Below are 23,149 nucleotides of genomic sequence, written 5' to 3'. Positions count from 1 at the left end.
CTGCGAAGCGCGATGCATCCGCCTGCGCTGCGTCGCGCGAACCTCTGCAGATCTACGGATCTGCGATCGGATCACGCTTCTTGCTCAGGCGGCGACTCCCGCTTCTCGCTCGATTCCTCCCTGTGCAGAGATTCCCTAGCGTCCTGTTCCATAGGTTCGCTAGAAGAGCGTGTAGACGAAATCGTCTCTCGAGCCCTGCCCGGCCAGAAGCAAGAGCGCAAAGGCGATCAGCAGAGTCGCCAGCGGCAAGAGCCAGTACTTCTTGCGCACCTTCAAGAACGCCCAGAGACCCATTGGAACAATCACTCCTCTACGGTGGATCGTAGCGCTACATTGGCCGTAGAAAAGGAGCGAATCCGATGCCCGATGCGGCCCCGAAGCCGGGCTCCAATATCGTGTCCCCGCCGAGACGCTCGTTCATCGAGTTCAAGGAGGTGGGGCCTCTACTTCCAGGAGTCCTGCTGGGCGATCCCCGTGCCTATCGCCGGATTCTGGGTGCGCGCCGCGGTGGGCGTTTCGGACTGCTTCTAGGAAGCCTCTCACTACTGGCTGCTGCCGGTCTAAGCACCACATCTGCACTGGCGCTCTTCGCACACATCGCGGCGGGCGTACTGATCAGCCTGAGTGGAGTGAGCCGACTGGGTATTCGTGAACATCAGCGACTGTCGCTTTGGAGCGCGACGCCGCCTCTTTGCCTGGTCGTGTTCTTCCAGCTCGCCGGCATGCTCGACGACGTCGCTCTATGGCCCACATTGATCGCGGTCCTCGCGGGTCAGGGAATTCTGCTTCGCGGACTCGGTCCCGAAGTCTGACCCTGGACGTCTAGTCGTGGGCGGAATCCGCGGGGGCTGCGGGCGGTTGCTGCAGCTTCAGGATCTCTGGCACCGCTTCGCCGGGGCGGGCGTAGTTGTAGCCGCGCGTGTTCAGCAGGATCGCCTTGCCGTCGCCGAGCTCTGGCAGGGAGATCTTTCGCACTCTCTGTTCGGGCGGAGTCGGCCGACAGACCTTCGCGTCAGCCTCGCTCCCGACGGTCCCCGTTTCGAGGCTCACGGGCAGCGGACTCGCGTCGGCTGCTGGGAGTTGTGCCGTGGAATTGGCAGCGCTTTGAAGTCCCACGCCTCCGGTGCTGAGCAGGACCGAAATGATGACGGCCATGTACGTGAGGTTGCGCATCTGGGTAATCCTCCCTACGCACCTCATCGGGTGTGCGCTTCTGCGACTTGAGCGCCAGACAGACTGCGCATAGGCTGCGCATTCGATGATTCAACACATCTCACGCCAGGTGATCGCGTGTCGACGCTGCCCTCGACTCGTCGCGTTCACAGACGGCCTGCGACATGACTACCCCGATTACTGGAACAAGCCGGTTCCGAGCTTTGGCGATCGCGACGCCTGGCTTGGGATCGTCGGACTGGCCCCCGGCCTGCACGGTGCCAATCGCTCGGGACGACCCTTTTTCATGGACGCCTCGGGCAAGTGGTTGTATGGGGAGCTGGAACGACGGAAATCCTGGGACGGCGAACACCTCGACGGCGCATTCATCCTGAACGCGGTCAAATGCGTTCCGCCGCAGAACCGTCCGACTGGACCCGAACAGGAGGAGTGTCGGGTCTGGCTCGATCGCGAGTTCGAGGCCTTGAAGAAGCTGCGTGTAGTGCTGGCCCTGGGCGGAATCGCACATCGCGCGGTACTGCGCAGCTGGGGCATGAGCCCGCTCTCGGCCTACCCGTTCGCGCACGGCGCTCACTACGAGATCGAGGGCCGACCGACGCTATTGACGAGCTATCACCCCTCGCGCCAGAACACGAACACGGGACGGCTGACGCTCCCGATGTGGCGCGCGATCTTCGAGCGCGCGACCCGGCTCAGGAACCGGAAGCGTCCGCGGTAGCCGGGCGCAACTCTTCGAGCAGGGGGCCGGCCACGAGAAACGCCCAGATGATGATGGGGAGCATTCCTCCGGCGGCGGTCCTGTGGAGGCCGCGCATGCTCATGATGATGCCCGGAAAGGGCCCATCCGAATCGGGAAGATTGCTTGCGGAGAAAGCGGCAACCTCCCAGCCCTGCAGATCGCTCATCAACATGGCCGTGCACAGGCCAAAGGTGAGTACACCCCCGAGTCCGAGCGCGATCAGTCTGCGACGCAGCGGAAGTCCCGGTGTTCCGAGTGCCAGGCCGAAGAAGAGCACCAGAATGAACGCGTGTTTGTGGTAACCGCGGGAAATCGTGTGGTGAGTTCCGGCGATCTTGATGTCGTAGACATACACCGCTCCGCGTTCGGGGATCTCGAGGCGAAGCGTGCGTTCTTCTCCGTCGGCGTCGAATAGATTGAAGCTGATGTTCACCAGGGATACGGATGCACCTTCGACCCAGGCGTAGGCCGTCGTCACGTAGCAGAACCAGACCAGGGCGCCGTAGACCAGGCTGAAACGCAGCAAGAGCCAGAGTGTGTTTCTAGCCCGCATTTTTCCCGGATCGTGTCGTGAGAGCGCGGAAGATACCGTCGCAATCGCGGCCAGATGGGGTTTGCGAGCTAAACATCGCCTTCCGCTGAAACAACTTCGGGCTGGGCGACGGTCTGGATCCAGTAGAGCAAAGTGCCCAGACACACCAGAGTGATGAACGCGGGCCAGATGTAGAGATGCGTCAGATCGAACATCTCGGTCGAGCTATTGATGAAGTAGCAGAGCGTGAGCACGCGCAGGAAATTCACGACGAGGACCACGGCGAAGCTCAGCAATACACCTCTGACTCGCGCCCCCCAGCTGGCAGGAAATACCAGCACCGCGGACGCCAGGAACACCGCTACGTCGATCCCGGTACATGAGTTGACGATCTGCACGGCACTCGAGGAGAGAAATACCCGCTCCCCACTGACGCGCGCCGCAAAACCCAAGGCGTTGAGAACCCAACCGGCGCCGGCGGCGATGGCGTGACGCGCATACGAGAGGATCTCGCGGTCCACATATTCGACCACGAGCAGATTCGACACACCCACGACCAGGGCAATGTACAAGGCCGAACGCAGGAGTATCGGCCGGTTTTCAGCGAAAAACGCGCGTTGCGTCATACCCGTTCTTATACCATCTGGGAATGTCCCCAGAAACTCGGAAGCCCCAGGAATTCCTTCTGGCCGGACTTCCCGCTCGTATGCTAGCGACCCGGTGAGATATGCGGGCTAGATTCGGCAGATGATCGAGGGCCAGCTTCCCAGACTTAAAACCGCCATTCCGGGTCCACGCTCGGGCGCGTTGGCCGAGCGCCTGGCACGCGTCGAGTGCCCGGAAGTCACCCTCCTGACGGTCGCTCCCGTGTTCTGGCAGCAATCCAGCGGCGCAAACGTCTACGACGTGGATGGCAACCGGCTCGTCGATCTGCTCGGCGGTTTTGGCGCCTCTTCACTGGGGCACGCGCACAAGGAAGTGGTCGAGGCGATCGCTCAACAGGCCGCGCAGATGCCCAACGTCCTGGGCGACGTGTTTCCCGCCGCCCTGAAAGTCGATCTGCTCGAAGCCGTAGAGCGCACGCTACCGGGCGACCTCGGTTGCGCAATCCTCTCCGCGAACGGCTCGGACGCAGTCGAGTCCGCGCTCAAGACCGCCTTGATGGTCACGGGCAAGCCCGGTGTGATCGCTTTCGAAGGTGCCTATCACGGGCTGGGTCTGGGTGCCCTCGACGTCACCCACCGCTCGATCTTTCGCGAAGCCTTTACGGGTCGACTCCCGGAACGCACTCACTTCGTTCCCTACGGTGATCCGGATGCCGTGCGCGCGGTACTGCGCGACTTCGAAGTCGGTGCGATTCTGTTCGAGCCGATACAGGGACGCGGCGGCGTGGTGGTTCCGCCGGCTGGATTCGTTTCTGCGCTGCGCGAACTCGCCGACGAGAGCGGCGTCCTTCTGATTGCCGACGAGGTGTACACGGGTTTTGGGCGCACGGGGCGCTGGCTGGCTTGCGAACACGAAAGCGTCCTGCCGGATGTCGTCACGTTGGGCAAGGGCATTGGTGGGGGCTTCCCGATATCGCTGTGCGCGGGGCGACCCGACGTCATGCGACGCTGGCCTGCCTCCACAGGCGAGGCACTCCACACCAGCACGCATCTGGGCAACCCCATGGGCTGCGCCGCCGCACTCGCCGTACTGCGCGTGATGGAGCGCGAAGATCTCCCGGCCCGTGCAGCTCGGGTGGGCGAGAGCACGTTGAAGCGAATGCGCGAGCGGCTCGCGTGCTGCGCTGGTGTGCGTGACGTGCGCGGGCGTGGTCTCATGCTGGGGATCGAACTCGACTCCAGCGAAGAAGCGGAACGAGTCGTGGGCACGATGTTGAGCGAGGGCTGGATTCTGCTGCCGGAAGGACCGGAGGCAAACGTCTTGTCGCTGACCCCCGCGCTGACGATTTCCGAAGAACTACTGGCCGCAGCGACCGATCGCATCGCCGAGCTTCTGCGTTGAAACGCGGGGAGATCGAACACGAGATCCTCGAATGGATGGGCGAAGGCGTCGATTCAGAATGCGACGACGCGCGCTTCGAACGACTGGCCCTCGCCCTGTTTTCCCATCAATACGAGCACGGCGAAGCCTATCGTCGTTTCTGCGATGCTTTTGATCGCCCGCCCTCACGCGTGGCCCGATGGCAGGAGATCCCCGCCGTTCCGACGGGCGCATTCAAGGAAGCGCGACTCGCCTGCTTCCCCGCGTCCGAGACACAGCGCGTATTCCACACCAGTGGAAGTTCGAACGAAGCACGCGGCCGCCTGGAACTCGATACGCTCGAACTCTACGAAGCTTCCCTTCTCGCGTCTTTTGGCGCCTTCGTCTGCCCGGATCCGCAACCGATCCGTTTTCTGGTACTCGCACCTTCCGCAACCGACGCCTCGGACTCCTCGCTCTCCTATATGTTCGAATGCGCGGCCGAGAAATTTTCGGGCGGATATTCGCACTTCTACGTTCAGCCCAGCAGCGAGGGCCTGCACTGGGAACGCGACTCGTTGCTCGACGATCTTTTCACACTAAAAGACCCCTGCCTGCTGGCGGGCACGGCTTTTGCCTTCGTCCACTTGATGGATGCACTCACCGAACGCAGCGCGAAACTCGAACTTCCCGCGGGAACGCGTGTGATGGAAACTGGCGGATTCAAGGGACGTTCGCGCGAACTCACGCGCCAGGAACTCCACGGTGGTATCTCGGAATGCCTCGGCGTCCCACCAGAGCGAATTCTCAACCAGTACGGAATGTGCGAGCTGGGCAGCCAGTTCTACGAACCTAGCTTGCGAATCGGCCGCGCGACCACGCTCAAGAGAATTCCACCCTGGGTGCGCACGCGCGCAGTCGACCCGGCGACACTCGTCGAAGTGAAACCCGGTGAGCACGGCGTGCTGCAGCACTTCGACCTGGCGAATACCGGATCGGTATTGGCCGTACTGACCTCCGACGAGGGACGCATCGCCGACGGAGATCTCGAGATCATCGGCCGGGTCGCAGGTGCCGAGGCCCGGGGTTGTTCGATCGCAGCCGACGTGTTGTTCGAAAACCGGTCGTGAGTTCTTTCGATGCACTGCGCCAGGCACCCCGCTCGCTGACACCGGAGCGCACCGCAAGCGCACTGGATCGCGCACTTCGAGCCTGGGAAGCCAGTGATTCCATCTGGTGCGCGCGCCTGGCACAGGAGCACAGCCTCTACTCAAACGAAGTCATCCGGACGGGGATTCTCAGGGGTGTCGAGAACTGGACCCGCGAGGCCTTGCTGGAACTACACGCTCGCGAGGTTTCCGCATCCTCCCGGATTCCGGAACTAACGGCCGTTTGCCTGGCCGGATCGATTCCCACAGCGAGTTTTCTGGGCTTGTTGCTGCCCTTGCTCGCCGGTTCTTCGGTCTACGCAAAGGCAGCTTCGGCCGATCCGGTCAGCCCTCGCTTGTTTGCCGAATCACTTCGAGAAGCCGACCCCGCACTCGGAGCCTGCATCGAGGTTGGAGACGACGCTTCGCTGCTGACGGAAGCAGACGCGATCATCGCCTACGGAAGCGACGAGACGATCCGCGAACTGCGCCGTAAAGCACTCCCGGGACAGGTGTTCGTCGGCTATGGACACAAGGTCTCCCTCGCGAGTATCGGACCCGAGGCCGACCTGGCACGCGCGGCCCGCGACCTGGCTCTCGACGTCGCACTCTGGGATGGTCGCGGATGCCTTTCACCCGCATGGGCGCTGGTAGACGAATCGACTCCCGGACGCACCCGAGCCTTCTCTCTCGCCCTGGCAGAGGAACTCGCTCGGATGGCCGAGGAATTGCCGCGGGGTCCGTTGAGTATGGCGGAAGAGATGCGGGTGCACGAACTTCGCGCCAGCGCCGCTACACGCGCGGGTGTCCGGGTAGAGATGTCCAAAGACTCGACGGACTGGACCGTCCTGGTCGAAACAAGCGCGCAGCAACCGGCTCCGGGGGTTCACCGTCTGCTTCCGGTCATTCCCGTGGAAGGCCTGCAGGGCTTGTCGAACTGGTGCGCGCGGCTCACACCGCATCTATCCTCGCTCGGCCAGAGCGGCTGGGGCGATCGCGAACCCGAGTTGCTGGACCGCGCACGGGATTTCGGTATCTCGCGGGTCTGCTCCCTGGGGCATCTGCAACTGCCTCGACTCGACTGGCAACACGACGGCATGGATCCGATTCGCCCACTACTGGGTGTGATTGCCGGGTAGGTTGACGTCAGCACCGGAAGCAATCGAGGTCAGGTCCGTACGCGAGGAGGGTGTTTTCGCTAGCCTCGGGCATGACGATCCACCGCGGCTTGATTCTCGCACAAGCATCGACGCCTGCGACCAGGCGCGCCAGCGCGGCCGCCCGAGACGTTCTCGTCAGTCGCACAAACGTCCGGTTTCCCGCGCCCTTCTGGCTCGCGCGAAACGCGTGAAAGGCCCGCCCGGACACATCCGGAACCAGGACACGAGCGGCCAGGAGCGCACCGCGTCGAGCCACCGGCACCGTTCAAGTTGAGGTCTTCTGGGCCGATTCATCCAGAGAGCGTATGGGTCGGGAAAAGCCGGAGAAGTGACGGTGGCTTCGGCTGGCTCGATGCAAGTCCGCTCTTGGACGACGCGCTGCATTCTGCCCCTCCCGCTCGCCAATAGCCGATCTCGGATGCGAAGCGATCGCTGCGCGACCGAGCGAGCAGACGGGAGACATCAAGCGGAATGACCCAACATCGCATTCTCGTCACCGGCGCCGCCGGTTACATCGGTTCCGTCCTCTGTCCGCAGCTGCTGCGCGCCGGCCACCGCGTCACCGCCTTCGACGGCCTCTTCTTTGGGCGAGAGTCGATCGGAAAACTGACCGAGCAGCCGGAGTTCGAACTCATCCAGGGCGATATTCGAGAACGCGCCGCCCTCGAACGAGTCTTCGGCCGCAACAAATTTGATCGTGTGATCCATCTGGCGGCGGTGAGCAATGATCCGAGTTCAGAGCTCGATGCCGACATCACGCGCAGTGTCAATCTCGACGGCACGCGAAACGTCATGGAGCTTGCACGGCAGGGCGGCGTCGGGCGATTCCTCTATGCGTCGTCCGCAAGCGTGTACGGACTACGCGACGATGACAAGGTCACAGAGGACCTCGAACTCCAGCCGCTAACGCTCTACGCCCGGTACAAGGGCGAAGGCGAGGAGATCCTCGACAGCCTGATCAGCGACGACTTCGAAGGGGTTGCGGTCCGCTCCGCCACCGTCTGCGGCATGTCGCCGCGCCTGCGCCTCGACCTCACCGTCAACATCCTGACCGACCAGGCGATCCGCAAGAGGAAGATCACCGTATTCGGCGGCACGCAGACGCGGCCCAACGTCCACGTCGGCGATCTCGTCGACTTCTACACACTGCTCCTCGATGCACCCGACGTGAATGGTGAGGCATTCAACGTCTCGCATAGCAACGCGACCGTTCAGCAGATCGCCGAAATCGTACGAGATGAGATCGATCCCTCGATTCTAATCGAGGCGATCCGGTCCGACGACAACCGGTCCTATCGGCTCGACGCCAGCAAGGCGACGAGGCAGCTGGACTGGAAGCCCACGCGCGGCATCGTCGACGCGGTGCGCGATCTCGCCGAGGCATTTGCCGCCGGTGCGATCGCGGACCCGGAGTCCTCACGCTACCGCAACGTCGCCCTGATGTCGGAGAACCTCGAATTCTGGAAGCACTTCGCGTGAGCGACAGCCGCGAGCCGATTCCCTTCGTGGATCTCCCTGGGCGGAACTCTGCCGTGATCGACGAAGCAATGCTCCGGGTGCGGCGCGTGGTCGAACACGGGCAGTACATCCTGGGTCCTGAAGTCGCAGAACTCGAGTCGAGCCTGGCCGAGTATCTCGGCGTGGCTCACGTGATCGGCGTGAATTCGGGAACGGATGCGCTTGTGCTCGCTTTGAGCACCCACCGAATCGGTCCTGGCGACGAGGTCATCACTCCGTCCCACACGTTCCTGGCAACCACGGCTGCAATCTGTGCGCGCGGCGCGACCCCCGTGTTTGCCGACGTCGACCCGCGCACCATGGTGATCTGCGCGAAGAGCGTCGAGGAGCGCATCACCTCGCGCACCCGCGCCCTCCTTCCTGTCCACCTCAATGGCTTTCCCTGCGACATGCCGGCTCTCCAGGCGATCGCCGAAACTCACGGGCTTGCGCTGATCGAGGACGCGGCCCAGGCGCTGGGAGCGACCCGCGACGGACGCAAGACGGGAAGCTGGGGCATGGGTTGCTTTTCGCTGCACCCGCTCAAGGTTCTGGGTGCTTGCGGCGACGCCGGCTTCATCGCGACGAACGATGAAGCCCACGCGGAACGCCTCCGACAGCTCCACAACATCGGCCTGCGAAACCGCGACGAAGCCGCACAGCTCGGGGTCAACAGTCGTCTCGATACGCTACAGGCCGCCATTCTCCTCGCGAAGCTCCCGCACGTCGAGTCGTGGATCGAGGCGCGCGACGAACACGCTCGCGCTTATCGTGCCGCGCTCGGCGAGTACGTGACTCTCCCACCCGAAGAGCCGGGCGTCCGCTCGGTCCATTGCCCCTTCGTGATCCAGATAGAAGAGGGCCGGGATCGAATCCGCAAGAGCCTCCTGGATCAGGGGATCGACACAAAGGTCCACTATCCGATTCCGGCCCATCGCCAGGAGCCCTTCCGCTCGTTTCACAAACACCCGCTCCCGACGACCGAAAGACTCGTGGAGACAATTCTGAGTCTGCCATCGACTCCCGAGCTCAGTGCAAAGCAGCGAGACCGGATCATCGAACGACTCGAGAGCGAACTCGCCTGATATGCATCCGAAGGTCCTTTCGAAGGAAGCCTTGCTCGCGACGCGCGAGGCTCTGCGCCAGGTCGGCAAGACCCTGGTGCAGTGCCACGGCTGCTTCGACATCGTTCATCCCGGACACATCCGCTACCTGGCCTACGCGAAGGCCCAGGGCGACGTCCTGCTCGTCTCGGTGAGCAGCGACCAGCACGTGAACAAGGGCTACGACCGTCCCTTTATCAACGAGAATCTGCGTGCCGAGAACCTCGCCGTCCTCGAGTTCGTGGACTACGTCTTCGTCGACGATCACGATTGGGCGGGTCCGCTTCTGACCGACATCCAGCCCGACGTCTACATCAAGGGCAAGGAATACGAGACCAATGAAGACGCGCGTTTCCTGCGCGAGCGCCACATCGTCGAAGGGTACGGCGGGAGCGTCGTCTTCAGTTCTGGCGACGTGGTCTATTCCTCCAGCCACATCATCGACCGCTTCCGGGACCGGTTCTCCGAACGGGCGCAGCGTCTCGACTTCTTCTGCTCGAGCAACGGGATCACACTCTCCAGCATCAACGAGGCCATGGGATCGTTCTGGGACAAGCGGTTCCTCGTGGTCGGCGATCCGATCGTCGACGTCTATACCCATTGCGGAACCGCGGACGTCGCCGAAGAGGCGCCCGTCATCTCGGTCACGCCGCTCTCCGAAGAGAGCTATCTCGGCGGCGCCGGGCTCGTCGCCCTCCAGCTCGCACAGTTCGGCGCCGAATCGACCTTTCTCTCCACGCGTCCGGAAGGCGAGCCATTGTGCGACTCCTTCGACCAGTTACTCGAACTGGGCGGCGTCGGATCGGAGTTCATCTCCACGCCGCGGCGTTCGATCTGCCAGAAACAGCGCATGCTGGTCGGTGGCCAGAAGGTCCTCAAGATCAATCGCGGTCAACACGCGCCGCTCTCCGGCCAGGAACAGCGCGACTTCATGGAACGTTTCGAGGAGCTCAGTCGGGACGTCGATGGCGTGGTCCTGCTTGATTTCGGCTATGGAATGTTCGGGGAAGAGCTGATTCGCGACATCAACGAGTTCGTCCTGAAACGCGAGCTCCGTTTTTACGTGGATGTCAGTCAGCGAGGCAGCAGCAATCTGCTCAAGTACAAGCGTGCACGACTCACTACCCCGACGGAGCAGGAACTGCGTTTCGCCCTCGGCGATCGGGAGAGCGGGCTTTCGAATCTCGCGTCCCGCTACCTGGCCGCAACCGAGACAGAACAGTTGTTGCTGACCATGGGCGACCGTGGCGCGATCCGCTTCTATCCGAACCCGCAGGGTGGCAACCGGCTCGCTACAGAGTATCTGCCCGCACTCGCCGACAACGCGATCGATGGAATTGGTGCGGGGGACGTCTTCCTGGCCGGCAGCGCGCTCTGCGATGTTTCCGGCCTGGACAAGAACCTCGCGCTCTACTTCTCGAGCTGCCTTTCCGCACTCCAGATCAGCCGATTGGGCAACTCGCCCTCGAGCGCGGTGGACCTGCAGACCTTCATGCTCCACCGACCGGAGCTTCAGGAATCGTGATGAAGCGTTTCTCGCGCCACGCCTTGATCCTCATCCAGGGACTGATCTCGGCCGGATTCATCTACTTCCTCCTGCGCAAAACGAATCTCGACCAGGTCGGATCGCATCTCGCAGCAGCGAGCGTTCCGCTCCTCACGCTCGCCCTGGTTGCAAAGTTCTGCGGCTTCAGCATGATGGCTATTCGTCTTCAGCGCTTCGCCGACGCCTCGGGCAGCTTCTCGCTCGGCGAATCCTATCGCGCGCAGTCGATCGCGTTCGTCGGGAACAATGTCCTGCCCTTCCGTCTGGGCGAAGCACTCAAGGTCGGCTTCATGGCGAATTGCGGCCTGAGTTCGATCTCGACGTGTGTCGGCATCGCCGGGACCGAGCGGATCCTCGACTCGTTCTTTCTGGTGCTGCTCATCGGCGCCTCGGCGTTGCTCTTTTCGGACCTGATTCCGAACAATGGTGGGCTCTACCTATTCAGCGGCGTCGCCTCTACGGGGTTCGTCGTCCTCTTTCTCACCGCGCGTTTTCCCGACCGTTTCGGGGCTCTCGTCGCTCGAACGACCCGCGTGTGCGGAGAGGGTCCCTCCCGGATCCTAACCGATCACGCGTCGCAGTTCGCACGCGGCGTGAGCGCTCTCGCGTCTGGACGCGTATTCCTCGAACTGGTCGCGCTCACCGCGGGCTACTGGTTCTTCTCGACCCTCTCGCTTTGCGTTCTGATCCTCGCCTGTGGGATCGAGGTGCCCTGGTATGCGCCGATCGGTGTGCTCGTCTTCGTTTCACTATCGACGGTGATCCCGTCGGCACCCGGATTCGTCGGTACGTATCACTACTTCGCCGCTCTCGCGCTCAGCCTCTTCGGTGTCGGCGCGGACGTTGCGGCCTCATTCGCGATCGTCTCCCACGCGGTCGCCATCATCCCGTTCACCATCCTCCTGTCGCCGCTCGTCGCGAAGGACATCGTCGCGCTCCGCCGTGGCGGCGTCTCGGGGGGCGGCAGTTCCGCTGCAAGGATGGACACATCCATGGCCGAGGTCAGCGACGGGACGGTATGACAGATTGGGGTTTTCGGCTGGGCCTCTAGGGAACCTCTGCACAGGGAGGCTGCGGCTGCGAAGCGCGATGCATCCGCCTGCGCTGCGTCGCGCGACCCCCTGCAGATCTACGGATCTGCGATCGGACCACGCTTCTTGCTCAGGCGGCGACTCCCGCTTCTCGCTCGAATCCTCCCTGTGCAGAGATTCCCTAGAAGCTGGAACTGATCTCGTCGAGATCTCTTCCACCCGCGTCCGCGAGATCCGCCGCGACGACCTGATCGCGATACCTGCAGACGCTCCGATATCCCATGTAGACGTCGCGAATTGCCTTGAGGATCGACGTGGGCTGGATGGCCTTGCTTGCGCCGAGCGATCGACCTCGCGCGGTGAACGGAGCCTCCGTCACGCGGAGATTCGGGTTGCGCAAGATCGCCTTGGCCAATAGCTCGGCGTTGAACGCGTGTCCGGAAGAAACGACCTCGATGTCCTTGAAGACTCGCGCCTTGTAGAGCTTCAACCCGTTCAGGTACCTGTACGGAAAAGCGTAGATGAACCGAACGACGGCGGAGAAGGAATACGACGCGAGGCGGCGCCGCAAGGTTCGGATCACCTGATTCTGCAGGTACCCCAGCACCAGATCGTGGTCTTTCCGAAGAGCGAGCAGATTTCGGATCGAGCCAAAGATCAGCTCGTTATCGCCAGGGAATACGGAAATCCAGTGGTCTGAAGGGATGTCGGGATAGGAGTTGAGCACGGTCCGCCCGAGGCCGAGGTTGTGCTTGTTGACACGCATGCGGCAGTCGGGGTTTTCCTTGCACAGCCGTTCCATGATGAGTGCGGTGTCGTCGACGCTGCCGTCGTCGACCAGGAGTATGTGCACGTCCAGATCCAGCTCGGGGATGACCCGGTATACGGAATCGACCGCCTGCTCGACGTTGTGCGCCTCATCCCTACACGGGATGATGACCGTCAGCTGCTCTCGGTTTGTCTCAGTCATCGTATTCTCTCCGCGAAACAAGGTTGCTGCTACACCCTTCTATCGGCCGTTCGGGCCCTTAGAGAGAGTGACGTGTGTGCCGGGACAAGCGATTTGCGGGCAATTTCCTGCGAATGTGCTTTGACTCAGTCGAAGCCGTGGTAGACGGGACGATCCGGGGGCATCGGAGCTGCGAAGTCCGGGGCTTGCGCGAGCACGATGCGGCCGCGCTCGATCCCGCTCGGCGTCGCGAGCTCGTAGGCACCGCGTTCGAGGCGTCCTTTGCGAAATCGCACGCCATCGACGGTCAGCTCACCTTCGCCATCGAATCGGTACTCACCTGCGCGTGTGACCTCGAAGCTCTTCCTTGCGCCAGGGGGCATGCCGTCCAAAGCGCTGCCCGACATGAAGATGTTGGGTTCGACGCGGACGAACTGGCGCCTCAGGAAGTCGCGATCCTCACCTTTGAGCCGGTTCATCCGGTAGTTGACGGTAAACAGGTTCAGCCCGTTCTCGCGCAGCCACGAAGCGATCCGCGGATAGCCACCGCCCACGTAACGCGTGTAGTGTGCACCTGTCATGAGATAGACCGGATAGGCGTCGTGACGAAAGTAGAGGCCCGCGAGGTCGAAGACGCGATCCGTGCCCTGCGTGAGTTCCTGCACCCGACCCAGCAAGTGCAGTTGATAGGCGTTGCTGCGCGCCGGTTCTCGCACCAGCCGCGACAGGCTCGTCGCCATGGCTGCAAGGACGAGCGCGATGGACACGACAGCAAGCAGACGGTCGCGCAACGGGGGCGTAGCAGACGACCTGTCTACCCACGCGGGAAGGATCACGCCGATCGTCACGGCGAGCGCCGGCAAACCGCCCCCATGCGAGTAGGGAAAAGGAAAGGGCATCACGAACAAGCCCGCGATCCAGACGGCGCCCAGCCAGGCCGTCGGCCAGAGCGCGGCGTGCTCTCGGCGTACCGCAAACCACACCGACGACGCGAGTCCCACCAATGCGGCCAGACCGAACGCCACGTTGCGTGAGCCTTCGTGGAGCAGGGGACCGAGAGCCGAGAAACGCGCGGCAGCGGCGCCGGACTCGCCGCCTATGCTTTGTCCCGGGTGACTCAGGTTGTAGAGGACGTACTCCTCGTAGGCGCCCACCCAGCCGAGCGCTGCGAGCATGCCCGCGAACGGCAGGGCCCAGACGAGACACGGCAGAAGGACGAGCTTCGGCTCGCGTCGGCTCGCGGCCGTCACCAGCCAGACACTGCCGAAGGCAAAACTCGCGATCGCCGCTTTCTGCGTCGTGATGAAGGCGAGCCCCAGCAGCGCTGCCTGCACCGCATAGCGCCAGAGCAGCGGTCGATCGCGCAGGGTCCCGACGAGGAGCGCAGCCATCAACAGCGGCGTCATCAGCGAATCGGGACGGACTTCCATCCCGCGCTCGATGAAAGTCGTGTGCAGCACGAGCAGAGCCGTCGTCAGCCAGGGAACGCCCCCGAGTCGGTGGGTGAGCCAGCCGGAGAGTCCGATGTTCGTGACGAGCAATGCGAACACGAGCATGCGCGCGGACACGAAGGTCAGTGAAGGCGGGTCCATGGGGAGCATCCAGCTCAGGATCCAGTAGAGCAGAGGATTGTGTCCCTGCCAGAAGTCGCGATAGATGAGCTTGCCGCTCGCCAGGTTGTAGGCGGCGTGGATCGTCTCGACCTCGTCCACCTGAAACGCGCGACTCCAGGAGATCGTCAGGGCGAGGATCACGCCGAGCACCGACACGATCACCAGGAAGACCGTCAACAGGTCGACCGAAAGCCGACGGGGCGTTTGCTCGCTCACCCGGCCACGCTTTCCATCGGGCCCCAGCCGAGTTGTGCATGTAGCGCGCCGAAGTCCACGAAGAAGGACGAGATCTCGCCACGCAGCGCTTCGTCCGACCATTCTTCAGCACGCCCGCGCACCACGACCGCGGCGCTCGCCGCCAGCGCTGCACGTACGCCGGTCGGTGTATCCTCGATGACCAGACAGCGCTCGGCCGATCGCTCGAGCTCCGCGAACGCACGCAAGAAGACGTCCGGGTGCGGCTTCGGCCGATCCTCAGCTCGCTTCGCGCAGATGCATTCGAATAGCGAAGTCATACCCATCGCCTCGACGGCGAGGGCCGCGATCTCGCTCGTGCTCGCCACGGCCGACAGGATTCCGCGAGCCCGCGCGGCCCGAATGAAGTGAATCGCACCTTCGGCCGGCTTCAGTTCACCCGCCCGGACGAGCTGCTTGGCTTCGTCGGTCTTCGCCTGTGCGACGTCTTCGCGCTCCAGCGGGTCGAGCGACGCGCCGAACGCGGCGACCACTTCGCGCCGACCGTACCCCTTCGCAGACTCGACATAGTCTTCGCGGGTGAACGGGATTCCGTAGGGCTCGAAAGCCAGGCGATAGGCTTGCCAGTGTACGTCGTCAGAGTCGGCGAGTACGCCGTCGAAGTCGAAAACCAGACGGTCGACCCGAGACGCGATGGCTTTGATGTCGGAGAGCTGGGAGATCACGCTTGGGTCCTGGCTTTCGGTCCTGCCTGCACATCGGCAGCGCGTAAGGTTCTCTTCAAACGACGCGGCTCGCTAGCGCGGATTCGACGCTGCCGTTCCTGCCGAGCATGTCGCGTACTGTCTGCAAAGCGATGTCGACGTTGTTCATCTTCGCCATCGACACCACGGAATGGTGCAGCCTGCCCTGATCCTTCAAACGCCCCAGGCGCAACGCCAGCAGCTGGGCCCTGGTGATCCCGGTGGCCATCCAATCGACATCGGACAGGAACAGCTCGTTGGTCACTGAGGCGCGCAGCGAGAACTTGTCCTTCATGTCGCGCGCAGTCGACCCGGCGACACTCGTCGAAGTGAAACCCGGTGAGCACGGCGTGCTGCAGCACTTCGAACTGGCGAATACCGGGTCGGTATTGGCCGTACTGACCTCCGACGAGAGACGCATCGTCGACGGAGATCTCGAGATCAGCGGCCGGGTCGCAACTGCCTCGACTCGACTGGCAACACGACGGCATGGATCCGATTCGCCCACTACTGGGCATGATCGCCCACTGAGACGAGACCAACCGGGTAGTCCACTTACCCCGGGGCCAGACTGATCGAAGACCGCGCCGTGCGAGTGAACCTCGAGCGCTACCTCGATGTGTTGCGCGCGCTGCTCTTCATCCTCTGGTCCCATCCCCGGAGGCTCATCATGATGCTCAACCGCGAAGAGGCCAAGATCTTCATGTTCGAGCAGATTTCCCAACTCGCCGAGGCGGACAGCGTCTCAGCGGCGTCGTGGTAGGATCGAGCATGCGCCGGACATCACTGATTCTCCTGCTGCTCTTGGTTTTCCCAGCTTCCGATCTCCAGGCGGAACAGCAAAGCCCGCATTCGCTCGAGGCGGCAGTGGCGGAGATCATGGAGAGCGTCCACGAGGCCCTCGAGCATGGAAGGACGGGACCCGAGCTGGACCCCGTGCTGATGCGCGAGGAGATCCAGGGGCGCCTGCGCGCGCGGCCGACGAGCGAGTCTTTCAAGGAGTGGCTCGACGACCGCATGAATCAAAGCATGTATTCGTTCGCGCCCTTGGGTGCGATTCATGATCAGAGCGCAGCCTACGGATTTCCGTTTGATGAGGCGACGCCGCGCCCCATGACGAGCGGCCCCGGTGACAGACTCCATCAGGGCAAGGACTGGAATGCCGTCGACTTTGGACTGCCGATTGGAACACCGGTGCTCGCGTCCCGAGACGGCGTCGTTGCGCGCGTCGTAGACGGGTACACGGAGGGTGGCCTGGAGCCGCGGCTGGAACCGAGGGCCAACACCGTGCTGGTCCTTCACGCAGACGGCAGCTTCGCCGTCTACGCACACCTCTCCCCCGGTATTCCGGTCTCCCCGGGGCAGCAAGTTCGCATCGGTGACTGGATCGGGTCCAGCGGCAACACGGGGTACTCCAGCGGCCCGCATCTGCACATGGCCGTCTACGTGCTGACAGCGAACACTCGTGTCGAGTCGGTCCCTTGGGTGTTCGCGGATCTACGAGGGAGCCTCTCCGAACTGGTTCCGGGCCGCCTGTACCCGACGCAAGAGTCGAGAGCTGCGGGGCAACGCGACCAGTTGCTTGATCGGGGCGTCGACCAGGCCATGGATTCCGTGCATCGTGCGGTCGACGCTGGTCAGACTGGACCGGAGTTCGATGCCGAAGGCGTTCAGGCAGAGATCCGTCGGCGCATCGATCGCGGGGAGGACACGGCCGCGGTTTCGAAATGGGTCGTTGCCGAGATCAATACCAGCTTGCACTCATTCGCAGAGCTCGATCCGGTTTACGACGACAGGGCCATCTACAGGCTGCCCTTCGAGGAAGCAACGGTCACAGCGCGGCCTCGAATGGAGAAGGTGATCGGACAGGGCCGGCATCGCAACGCGGTCGGCTTCAGGTTGCCGCGCCAGACGAGGATCCTGGCCTCTCGCAGCGGTACCGTAGAGCGAATCGTCCAGCGCCCCGAGAGGGCCAAGTCCCCTTCGTCGACCTCCGGTCACACTGTGATCGTTTCCCACGATGACGGGAGCTTTTGCGCATACAGTAAGCTCTCTCCCGATATTGACGTCTCGATCGGCGATTGGATTGAGGTTGGACAAGTAATCGGCGAGACAGGCAGTACACGGGACTCGGAAAGCTCCGAGATTCACCTGACCGTCTACGTAAAGACCTCGTCCGGCTTGGACTCCATCCCAATCACTTTCGGGCCTTAGTCTCTCGCCCCTGACCACCACGCGGGCCGTGTCGACGCTAGGCGCCTCCGCGATCACGAAGCAACCGCTGCTGCGCGAACTACGGCTCGATCGCCTGATTACCCAGGGAACTCTATCGCGGGAAGGGGGCGATGAGCGATCTCGGATGCCTCGGGGTTTCGGATGCCCAGGAGATTCAGGGCCAAGATGGCCGCGCGCTCGGGAGCTTCGTCCTCGACGGAGCCGTCCATCCGAGCGGCCATAAGAGCCAGTACCGTCCCGGCCACCGCATAGAATGTGGCCTCGGGATCCTCGACATGCAGGCGGCCGGCCTCCATGCCGACCCGGATGTCTCGCGCCAGCCGCGCGCTCAGTCCCGTGCGCAGGTGAAACGGAGACAGTCCGGTGCGGACCAGGAACCAGCCCCAGTCCGGATCGTTGGCGGCTCGTCGCACGCCGTAGCGCAGGGAGGCGGCCAGGATCTCTGCCGGATCATCCACGACGTCGGCAATCCGGTCGAGAGCACCGCCGAAGCTTTCCACCGCCTCGGACATCATTGTCTCGATGATGGCCGCCTTCGATTCGAAGTGGTTGTAGAAGGAGCCAAAGCCGACGTCGGCCTCGTTGGTGATCTCCTGGATGGTGACGGCGCCCGATCCCTTGCGGGCCATGACAGCATGGGCAGCCGCCAGCAGCTTGGTGCGCGTCCGCTCACGCCTGCGCGCAGAGCGCCCGGCGGGCGGGCCATTCCCATCCTTTGTTTCCCCCGCTCTCCCCCTCGGCATCGTTTCGCTCCTCGTGCTTTTCAGATCTCTGATTTTACATCAGATACGACATTTTATCAGTTCTGACTCTTTCATCAATTACTGCCGATCGTGAAGATTCTTATTGATTGAATCATCATTACTGATAATAATATCACTTCTTTCCGATCGTACAGCCGAGCAGGCCAGGACCAAGATCCATCGGTTTCCCCGCCTGCGCCGGTGGCGCCGTAGAGACACATCGAAGAGGGACCAAAATGCACAAGACGAACCGGATCGCCGAGCTCATTGAATCGGTCGCCAAACTGGAAGACGAGCGGAACCCGAAGAAGCTCAGCGAGTTCGCACGGACCTTCCTGACCGAGATCGGAGCCTGCGAGGTGGGGGTCTGTACCACCGAGACCCTGGCCGGCGGCCCGCCCTCCACTGACCTGGAGTACGTGCTTCCCGGAGCGAAGTCTGCAGTGAGCTTCGCGGTTCCGATGGACCAGGAAAAGATCGAGCGCTACCTGGCCAAGGAGAGCCACGCCGACCACCAGGAGGACAACATCCAGGTCAACTTCAAGGTCTCCGGCATGGCAGCGGGCCTGGCCGACTACTGGAACCAGAAGGGAATTCCCTCCAAGGGCGTGGCCGTCAACGCGGTGTACCGACACGACACGCCCGGAGGGATGTACGACTTCAAGCCCGATATCTCCCATCGCTACCTGGCCGTTCGTTCTGGTGTCGGCTGGTTTGGCCTCTCCGGGAACGTGATCACGCCGAACCACGGTGCGTCGGTCATCCTGGGCTCTGTGGTCACCACGGCCGAACTCGAGCCGAGCCAGCCTCGTGACGAAGACGGCAAATACTGCGACGAATGCCAGCTCTGCTTCGCCTCTTGTACCTCGGGCTTGATGGCAAAGAAGGCCAGGACGAGCGTGTCGCTAGGCGACCGGGAGTTCAGCCACTCAGAACGGCGCACCTTCCAGCGCTGTGATCTCGTCTGCGGTGGGTTCGCCGGGCTCGCGAAAAATGGCAAGTGGTCGACCTGGTCTCCGGGACGGTTCGAGGTTCCGGAAAAGGATGAAGATGTCGAGGACACCCTGATCGGGGCAGTTGGCGCATCGCTGCTGCGCCCCGAGATCCCTGGAGGTTTCCACCACTCGGCGTTTCCGGCCTCGAAGAAGCTCAACGTCACCTGCGCCAACTGCCAGCTCATCTGTCATCCCGATCGGGATGAGCGCAAGCGCCGCTACAAGCTCCTGATCAAGGGCGGCGTGGTCGTACAGAACCCCGACGGCACGCTCGAAGCGGTGGCACCCGCGGAGGCGAAACGCCGCATGGCCGCGATGAGTCCCGAACAACGGGCGATGTACGAGAAGGTGTAGACGCTCCGCCGGTCTGGTCCCAGGCGATTGATCGACCTCAAAGAAAAGATCGAACCGCGTGGGTGACTTACGAGAATAAGCAGAAGGAGATATCTGGCTCATGCCTACGCGCAGCACGGGCATCCGACGCTGGTGGATCGCAGGGCAATCGCGACTCGTGCTGCATCGACGGGACGGAAGCTGGCTCCGCCAGCGGCTTCCCTGCTGGCACCCATGCCAGGCGCTTCTGCTCGACTGTGGCGGAGTGCGTCCGAGCGGTACCCGGTTGCGATCGAGAAGTGGCTCTCGGCGACGGTCGTCTCGATCTCGATCGAATCGGGGCCGAGTGGGGCCCAGTTCTCGTAGGGCGAACCGTCTCGGAGCACGGACACGTTCGAGGTGTCGGGCAGCTGGGTGACACGGAAGCGCGTCGCGGCACCGACCTCGCCAGCGGTCGCGACATAGGTCTCGAGTTCGAGCGTGGCTCGGGAGTCATCGTTCTGCGCCCGAGAGAGGCCGAGCTTCGGGTAGTCGACGCCCTCGACCGTCGGCGCGTCGAACTTCGCGGCGTCCGAGTCGTTGAAGGCGGCGTGCCAGCCGCTTTCGCCCTCGAGGAGGTCGCCGAGCATCAACAGCGCGCTCTCCTGTCCGCGCGGAAAAGCCTCGCCGAAGCGGAAGAAGAAGCCGAACTCGTCCGCGTTGTCGTCGCCGCTTGCGGCGCCGCTCGCGCTGCCGCCCCCGCCGCCATCGAAGTACCGACCGTTGCTGAACCCAGCGAGCTTGCGCTGCAATCTGCGCTCGGTGGTGAGATCGCCGAACTCGCGCGCCAGCAGCAACCCGAGCGTGAACATGCGCGGCATGCTCCTGGGGCCGATGACCGGCAGCCAGCGGCGATCCCAGCCGATGGAGGAGACCGCGTTCCGGTACAGGAACTCCGCCATCTCGCGATTCTGCGGGAGGATGTAGAAGGCCGGAGCCAGCCCGCCCACACGCGGGCCGCTGTGGGTCCGCCCGAGGACCGGATCGTGATAGAGCCCCACCGACTTCAGGTTGCCGCGAGAGTCGTAGCCGAGAAAACGTCGCTTGAAGGTGTTCTCGAGCCACTCATCGTAGATGCCATGTGTGGTGGAGCCGACCGTCAGATCGGTCATCTGCAGACCGAGGCCCGCCGCCGAGAGGCAGAAGGGCCACACCTTCGTGTTCTCGCAGTGTGGGCCCTCGGGGTTCCGTGCCCAGTGCTCGGAGAGGTAGCTCGCGACCTTCGAGTGCGTCCACGGGAAGGTGCGATCGTCGAGCCCCGCCATCTCGAAGGGGCTCTCCCAGGTGGGTTCCCCCGACACGGCGCGGTGGATCCCGAGCAGCAGCGCGAAGAAGCCGCGGAAGAAGAGGTTCCCGTCCGACCCGATGGGGTCGGGCTGCAGCCCCCAGGGTTCGATCCCGTTGGCGGTCCAGCCCGGCGCGTCGTACTCGCCCCAGAGATCCTTGGGCATGAGCTGCTTGTAGCGTCGCGGGTAGTTGGCCCGGTCGGGGTCGGGCCCGATCTGCGTGAGCCAGTCGACGGCCGCCCAGTGCGTGGTGTGCCGGCGCACCAACTCGTCGAGGATGCGCGTGTAGACCTCGCGCCACGCGGGTGTCGTGCGACCCATGAGCAGCAGCGCGTAGGAGGACTCCGACAGGTCGAAGCGAGGGAACGACAGCATGGGCTCGAGGCTGTACTGATCCCACCAGGGGTGCGGCTCGCCCCCCTTGGACCAGTCATCCTCGGTTGTCGCCTTGCGCCAGAGGTGACGAAGCCAGCCGCGTGTGGGTTCGTTCAGTCGCACGGAGTTCCCAGTGCGGCGACCTCGAACACGTTGTCGTCACAGCACGGCGGCGGGCCTCCCATGGCTTGCATCATCGCCCGGATGGTATCCGCGGCCTCTCGCTGCTCCTTGGGAACACTCGCGTCGTGCATCGCTCTCCAGACGAACGCGGCCGCATCGAGCAGCTCAGCTTGCGTGGGTCGGCCAATTCCCAGTGCGACGAAACGTCGCCTGTGTCGATCCATGAACTCCGCTCGCGTGAGCTCGTGATCGGCGCGTTTAGCATCGGGAAGCGGCGTGGAACTCGCCGCGCGGTTCGCGCGATCTCGCGCAAGCTGACCGCTGAGATCGACGACGATCCTGTTGAGTTCCGCGACGGCTTCGCGCGAGAGACCCATGAGCTGCCAGATCTCGCTGTGACGATCGACGAGCGTCGCGCTGGCGTCATCCGAGTCTTTCGATTCGCCGGCTTCCACGGCCCCTCCTGTATTGCGATCACGGGCCGAATTCCAGTCCAACCCGATGGAAGTATTTTGCGCTGCGTTTTCCGCGCCACCAATACTGGACCATACGACAACCAAGCCTCGGATAGCGGCAAGGAACGCAGGCTGTCTTCCTTTCCCCCCGCCAGTCGCGGGCTACATTCCTGCTCATGCAGCAGCGATGGTTTTCTCCGACCATCCGGAACCGATCGCTGAAGATCTCCCACTTCGGAATCTGGCGAAGTGGCGCCCGGGTGCTCCTGATGGTCTCGGCAACTCTCGCTCTCGTGGCCGAAGCCCACGCTGATTGCCCCGGGCCCTGGCCCCAGCCGGACTGGACTGCGGCCACCCCCGCGCAGATGGGCCTCGACGAGTCGAAGCTCGAGCAGGCTCGCGACTATGCACTCGGAGCCGGCGGAGGCTCGGGAATCATCGTGCGCAGCGGTCGCAGCGTCATGAACTGGGGAAGCCAATCGACCCGTTACGACTTGAAGTCCACCACGAAATCGATCGGCATCACTGCGTTGGGCCTCGCCGTAGGTGATGGTCTTGTCGCGATCGACGATGCGGCGCAGCCGCACTACTCCGATTTCGGGATTCCCCCGGCGAGCAACGCGGTGACGGGCTGGCTCGATGACATCACATTGCGCCATCTCGCGACGCACTCCGCGGGATTCCCTGAGGACGGGGGCTTCTACAGCCTCGCCGCGGGGCCGGGGTTGGAGTTTCGGTATACGAACGGCGGAGCGAATTGGCTGGCGGACGTGCTCACCGTGAAATTCGGGCAGGACCTCTGGCCCTTGCTGGCAGACCGGATCTTCGTCCCACTGGGCATCACGATGAACGATCTCCGGTGGCGCGACAACTGGTATCGTCCATCCCCGCTCGAGGGTGTGGCGCGGCGGGAGTTAGGCTCGGGGATCCGGGCAGACGTGGATGCGATGGCACGCATCGGGCATCTCTACCTTCGAGGCGGGTGCTGGGACGACCAGCAATTGCTGCCCGAAGCGTTCATCGACGAGGTCCGCGTGGCAGACCCGAGCCTCGCCTCCGTGAGCCTCTACGATCCGGTGAACTATCCGGATGCGAACAACCATTACGGCCTGCTGTGGTGGAACAACGCGGATGGCACTCTGCCGGGCGTGCCCCTGGATGCCTATTGGAG

General features: G+C 63.3%; 24 protein-coding genes. 14 read left to right on the top strand and 10 right to left on the bottom strand.

Annotation, left to right across the window (positions count from 1 at the left end; genetic code table 11):
* Positions 1-359 precede the first annotated feature (359 nt).
* Positions 360-812, top strand: a complete 453-nt coding sequence (locus GY725_18680; protein MCP4006214.1) for a hypothetical protein — start codon at positions 360-362, stop codon at positions 810-812.
* A gap of 10 nt (positions 813-822) precedes the next feature.
* Here GY725_18680 and GY725_18675 read toward each other — a convergent pair whose 3' ends face one another.
* Positions 823-1,173 (bottom strand): hypothetical protein, encoded by a 351-nt coding sequence (locus GY725_18675; protein MCP4006213.1) that lies wholly within the window; start codon positions 1,171-1,173, stop codon positions 823-825.
* Between the two features lie 85 nt (positions 1,174-1,258).
* Here GY725_18675 and GY725_18670 point away from each other — a divergent pair, with 85 nt between their 5' ends.
* Positions 1,259-1,891: a uracil-DNA glycosylase gene (locus GY725_18670; GenBank protein ID MCP4006212.1), complete on the top strand. Its 633-nt coding sequence runs from the start codon at positions 1,259-1,261 to the stop codon at positions 1,889-1,891.
* Here GY725_18670 and GY725_18665 read toward each other — a convergent pair.
* Both GY725_18665 and GY725_18660 read right to left on the bottom strand, forming a co-directional pair.
* A complete protein-coding gene (locus GY725_18665) occupies positions 1,866-2,465 on the bottom strand; it encodes a hypothetical protein (protein MCP4006211.1) in 600 nt (199 codons plus the stop codon). The genes GY725_18670 and GY725_18665 overlap by 26 nt on opposite strands.
* A gap of 68 nt (positions 2,466-2,533) precedes the next feature.
* On the bottom strand, positions 2,534-3,070 hold the full coding sequence (locus GY725_18660) for a hypothetical protein (protein ID MCP4006210.1): 537 nt from the start codon (positions 3,068-3,070) through the stop codon (positions 2,534-2,536).
* 121 nt (positions 3,071-3,191) lie between these two features.
* Between GY725_18660 and GY725_18655 the strand changes: the two genes are divergently transcribed.
* The 7 genes from GY725_18655 (at position 3,192) to GY725_18625 (ending at position 11,885) form a co-directional block, all read left to right on the top strand.
* Complete coding sequence (locus tag GY725_18655) at positions 3,192-4,451, top strand: aspartate aminotransferase family protein (GenBank protein ID MCP4006209.1); 1,260 nt, start codon at positions 3,192-3,194, stop codon at positions 4,449-4,451.
* A complete protein-coding gene (locus GY725_18650; GenBank protein MCP4006208.1) occupies positions 4,448-5,539 on the top strand; it encodes a CoF synthetase in 1,092 nt (363 codons plus the stop codon). Before GY725_18655 ends, GY725_18650 begins: the two co-directional genes overlap by 4 nt.
* Positions 5,536-6,696: a hypothetical protein gene (locus GY725_18645; protein MCP4006207.1), complete on the top strand. Its 1,161-nt coding sequence runs from the start codon at positions 5,536-5,538 to the stop codon at positions 6,694-6,696. The genes GY725_18650 and GY725_18645 overlap by 4 nt, the downstream gene beginning before the upstream one ends.
* Positions 6,697-7,188: 492 nt before the next feature.
* Entirely contained in the window at positions 7,189-8,196 is a 1,008-nt protein-coding gene (locus tag GY725_18640) for an NAD(P)-dependent oxidoreductase (protein ID MCP4006206.1), read from the top strand.
* A gap of 68 nt (positions 8,197-8,264) precedes the next feature.
* Positions 8,265-9,299, top strand: coding sequence for a DegT/DnrJ/EryC1/StrS family aminotransferase (locus GY725_18635; GenBank protein ID MCP4006205.1), 1,035 nt, complete (start codon positions 8,265-8,267; stop codon positions 9,297-9,299).
* Between the two features lies 1 nt (position 9,300).
* Positions 9,301-10,842 carry an adenylyltransferase/cytidyltransferase family protein gene (locus GY725_18630; protein MCP4006204.1) on the top strand — a complete coding sequence of 514 codons (1,542 nt, stop codon included), beginning with the start codon at positions 9,301-9,303 and terminating at the stop codon, positions 10,840-10,842.
* Positions 10,842-11,885, top strand: coding sequence for a flippase-like domain-containing protein (locus GY725_18625; GenBank protein ID MCP4006203.1), 1,044 nt, complete (start codon positions 10,842-10,844; stop codon positions 11,883-11,885). Before GY725_18630 ends, GY725_18625 begins: the two co-directional genes overlap by 1 nt.
* A gap of 190 nt (positions 11,886-12,075) precedes the next feature.
* On the opposite strand, the gene GY725_18620 is transcribed toward GY725_18625, so the two are convergent.
* From GY725_18620 to GY725_18605, 4 genes are all read right to left on the bottom strand, one after another.
* A complete protein-coding gene (locus tag GY725_18620; protein ID MCP4006202.1) occupies positions 12,076-12,864 on the bottom strand; it encodes a glycosyltransferase family 2 protein in 789 nt (262 codons plus the stop codon).
* Between the two features lie 125 nt (positions 12,865-12,989).
* On the bottom strand, positions 12,990-14,672 hold the full coding sequence (locus tag GY725_18615; GenBank protein ID MCP4006201.1) for a hypothetical protein: 1,683 nt from the start codon (positions 14,670-14,672) through the stop codon (positions 12,990-12,992).
* Complete coding sequence (locus GY725_18610; GenBank protein ID MCP4006200.1) at positions 14,669-15,376, bottom strand: HAD-IA family hydrolase; 708 nt, start codon at positions 15,374-15,376, stop codon at positions 14,669-14,671. The genes GY725_18615 and GY725_18610 overlap by 4 nt, the downstream gene beginning before the upstream one ends.
* Positions 15,377-15,431: 55 nt before the next feature.
* Positions 15,432-15,689 (bottom strand): hypothetical protein, encoded by a 258-nt coding sequence (locus GY725_18605; GenBank protein ID MCP4006199.1) that lies wholly within the window; start codon positions 15,687-15,689, stop codon positions 15,432-15,434.
* On the opposite strand from GY725_18605, the gene GY725_18600 reads away from it, so the two are divergent.
* Genes GY725_18600 through GY725_18590 form a run of 3 tightly spaced genes read left to right on the top strand, consistent with a single transcriptional unit; the run spans position 15,688 to position 17,608 of the window.
* Entirely contained in the window at positions 15,688-15,969 is a 282-nt protein-coding gene (locus GY725_18600; GenBank protein ID MCP4006198.1) for a hypothetical protein, read from the top strand. The genes GY725_18605 and GY725_18600 overlap by 2 nt on opposite strands.
* Positions 15,970-15,983: 14 nt before the next feature.
* Positions 15,984-16,157: a hypothetical protein gene (locus GY725_18595; protein ID MCP4006197.1), complete on the top strand. Its 174-nt coding sequence runs from the start codon at positions 15,984-15,986 to the stop codon at positions 16,155-16,157.
* 8 nt (positions 16,158-16,165) lie between these two features.
* The gene (locus GY725_18590; protein MCP4006196.1) at positions 16,166-17,608 is read left to right on the top strand and encodes a M23 family metallopeptidase; all 1,443 of its coding nucleotides are present in this window, start codon (positions 16,166-16,168) and stop codon (positions 17,606-17,608) included.
* Positions 17,609-17,706: 98 nt separating this feature from the next.
* Here the strand turns inward: GY725_18590 and GY725_18585 are convergent, their stop codons facing one another.
* Positions 17,707-18,372, bottom strand: coding sequence for a TetR/AcrR family transcriptional regulator (locus GY725_18585; protein MCP4006195.1), 666 nt, complete (start codon positions 18,370-18,372; stop codon positions 17,707-17,709).
* 284 nt (positions 18,373-18,656) lie between these two features.
* Here GY725_18585 and GY725_18580 point away from each other — a divergent pair, with 284 nt between their 5' ends.
* Complete coding sequence (locus GY725_18580; protein MCP4006194.1) at positions 18,657-19,721, top strand: epoxyqueuosine reductase; 1,065 nt, start codon at positions 18,657-18,659, stop codon at positions 19,719-19,721.
* A 104-nt stretch (positions 19,722-19,825) separates the two neighbouring features.
* On the opposite strand, the gene GY725_18575 is transcribed toward GY725_18580, so the two are convergent.
* Both GY725_18575 and GY725_18570 read right to left on the bottom strand, forming a co-directional pair.
* Positions 19,826-21,523 (bottom strand): hypothetical protein, encoded by a 1,698-nt coding sequence (locus tag GY725_18575; protein MCP4006193.1) that lies wholly within the window; start codon positions 21,521-21,523, stop codon positions 19,826-19,828.
* Positions 21,514-21,978 (bottom strand): hypothetical protein, encoded by a 465-nt coding sequence (locus GY725_18570; GenBank protein ID MCP4006192.1) that lies wholly within the window; start codon positions 21,976-21,978, stop codon positions 21,514-21,516. The genes GY725_18575 and GY725_18570 overlap by 10 nt, the downstream gene beginning before the upstream one ends.
* A gap of 176 nt (positions 21,979-22,154) precedes the next feature.
* On the opposite strand from GY725_18570, the gene GY725_18565 reads away from it, so the two are divergent.
* Positions 22,155-23,149, top strand: a 995-nt coding sequence (locus GY725_18565; GenBank protein MCP4006191.1) for a serine hydrolase, incomplete at its 3' end; no start/stop codon positions are given.

The organism is bacterium (assembly GCA_024226335.1).
In the GTDB taxonomy this organism is placed as follows: domain Bacteria; phylum Myxococcota_A; class UBA9160; order SZUA-336; family SZUA-336; genus JAAELY01.
This window is presented reverse-complemented; position numbering and strand designations above follow the sequence as displayed.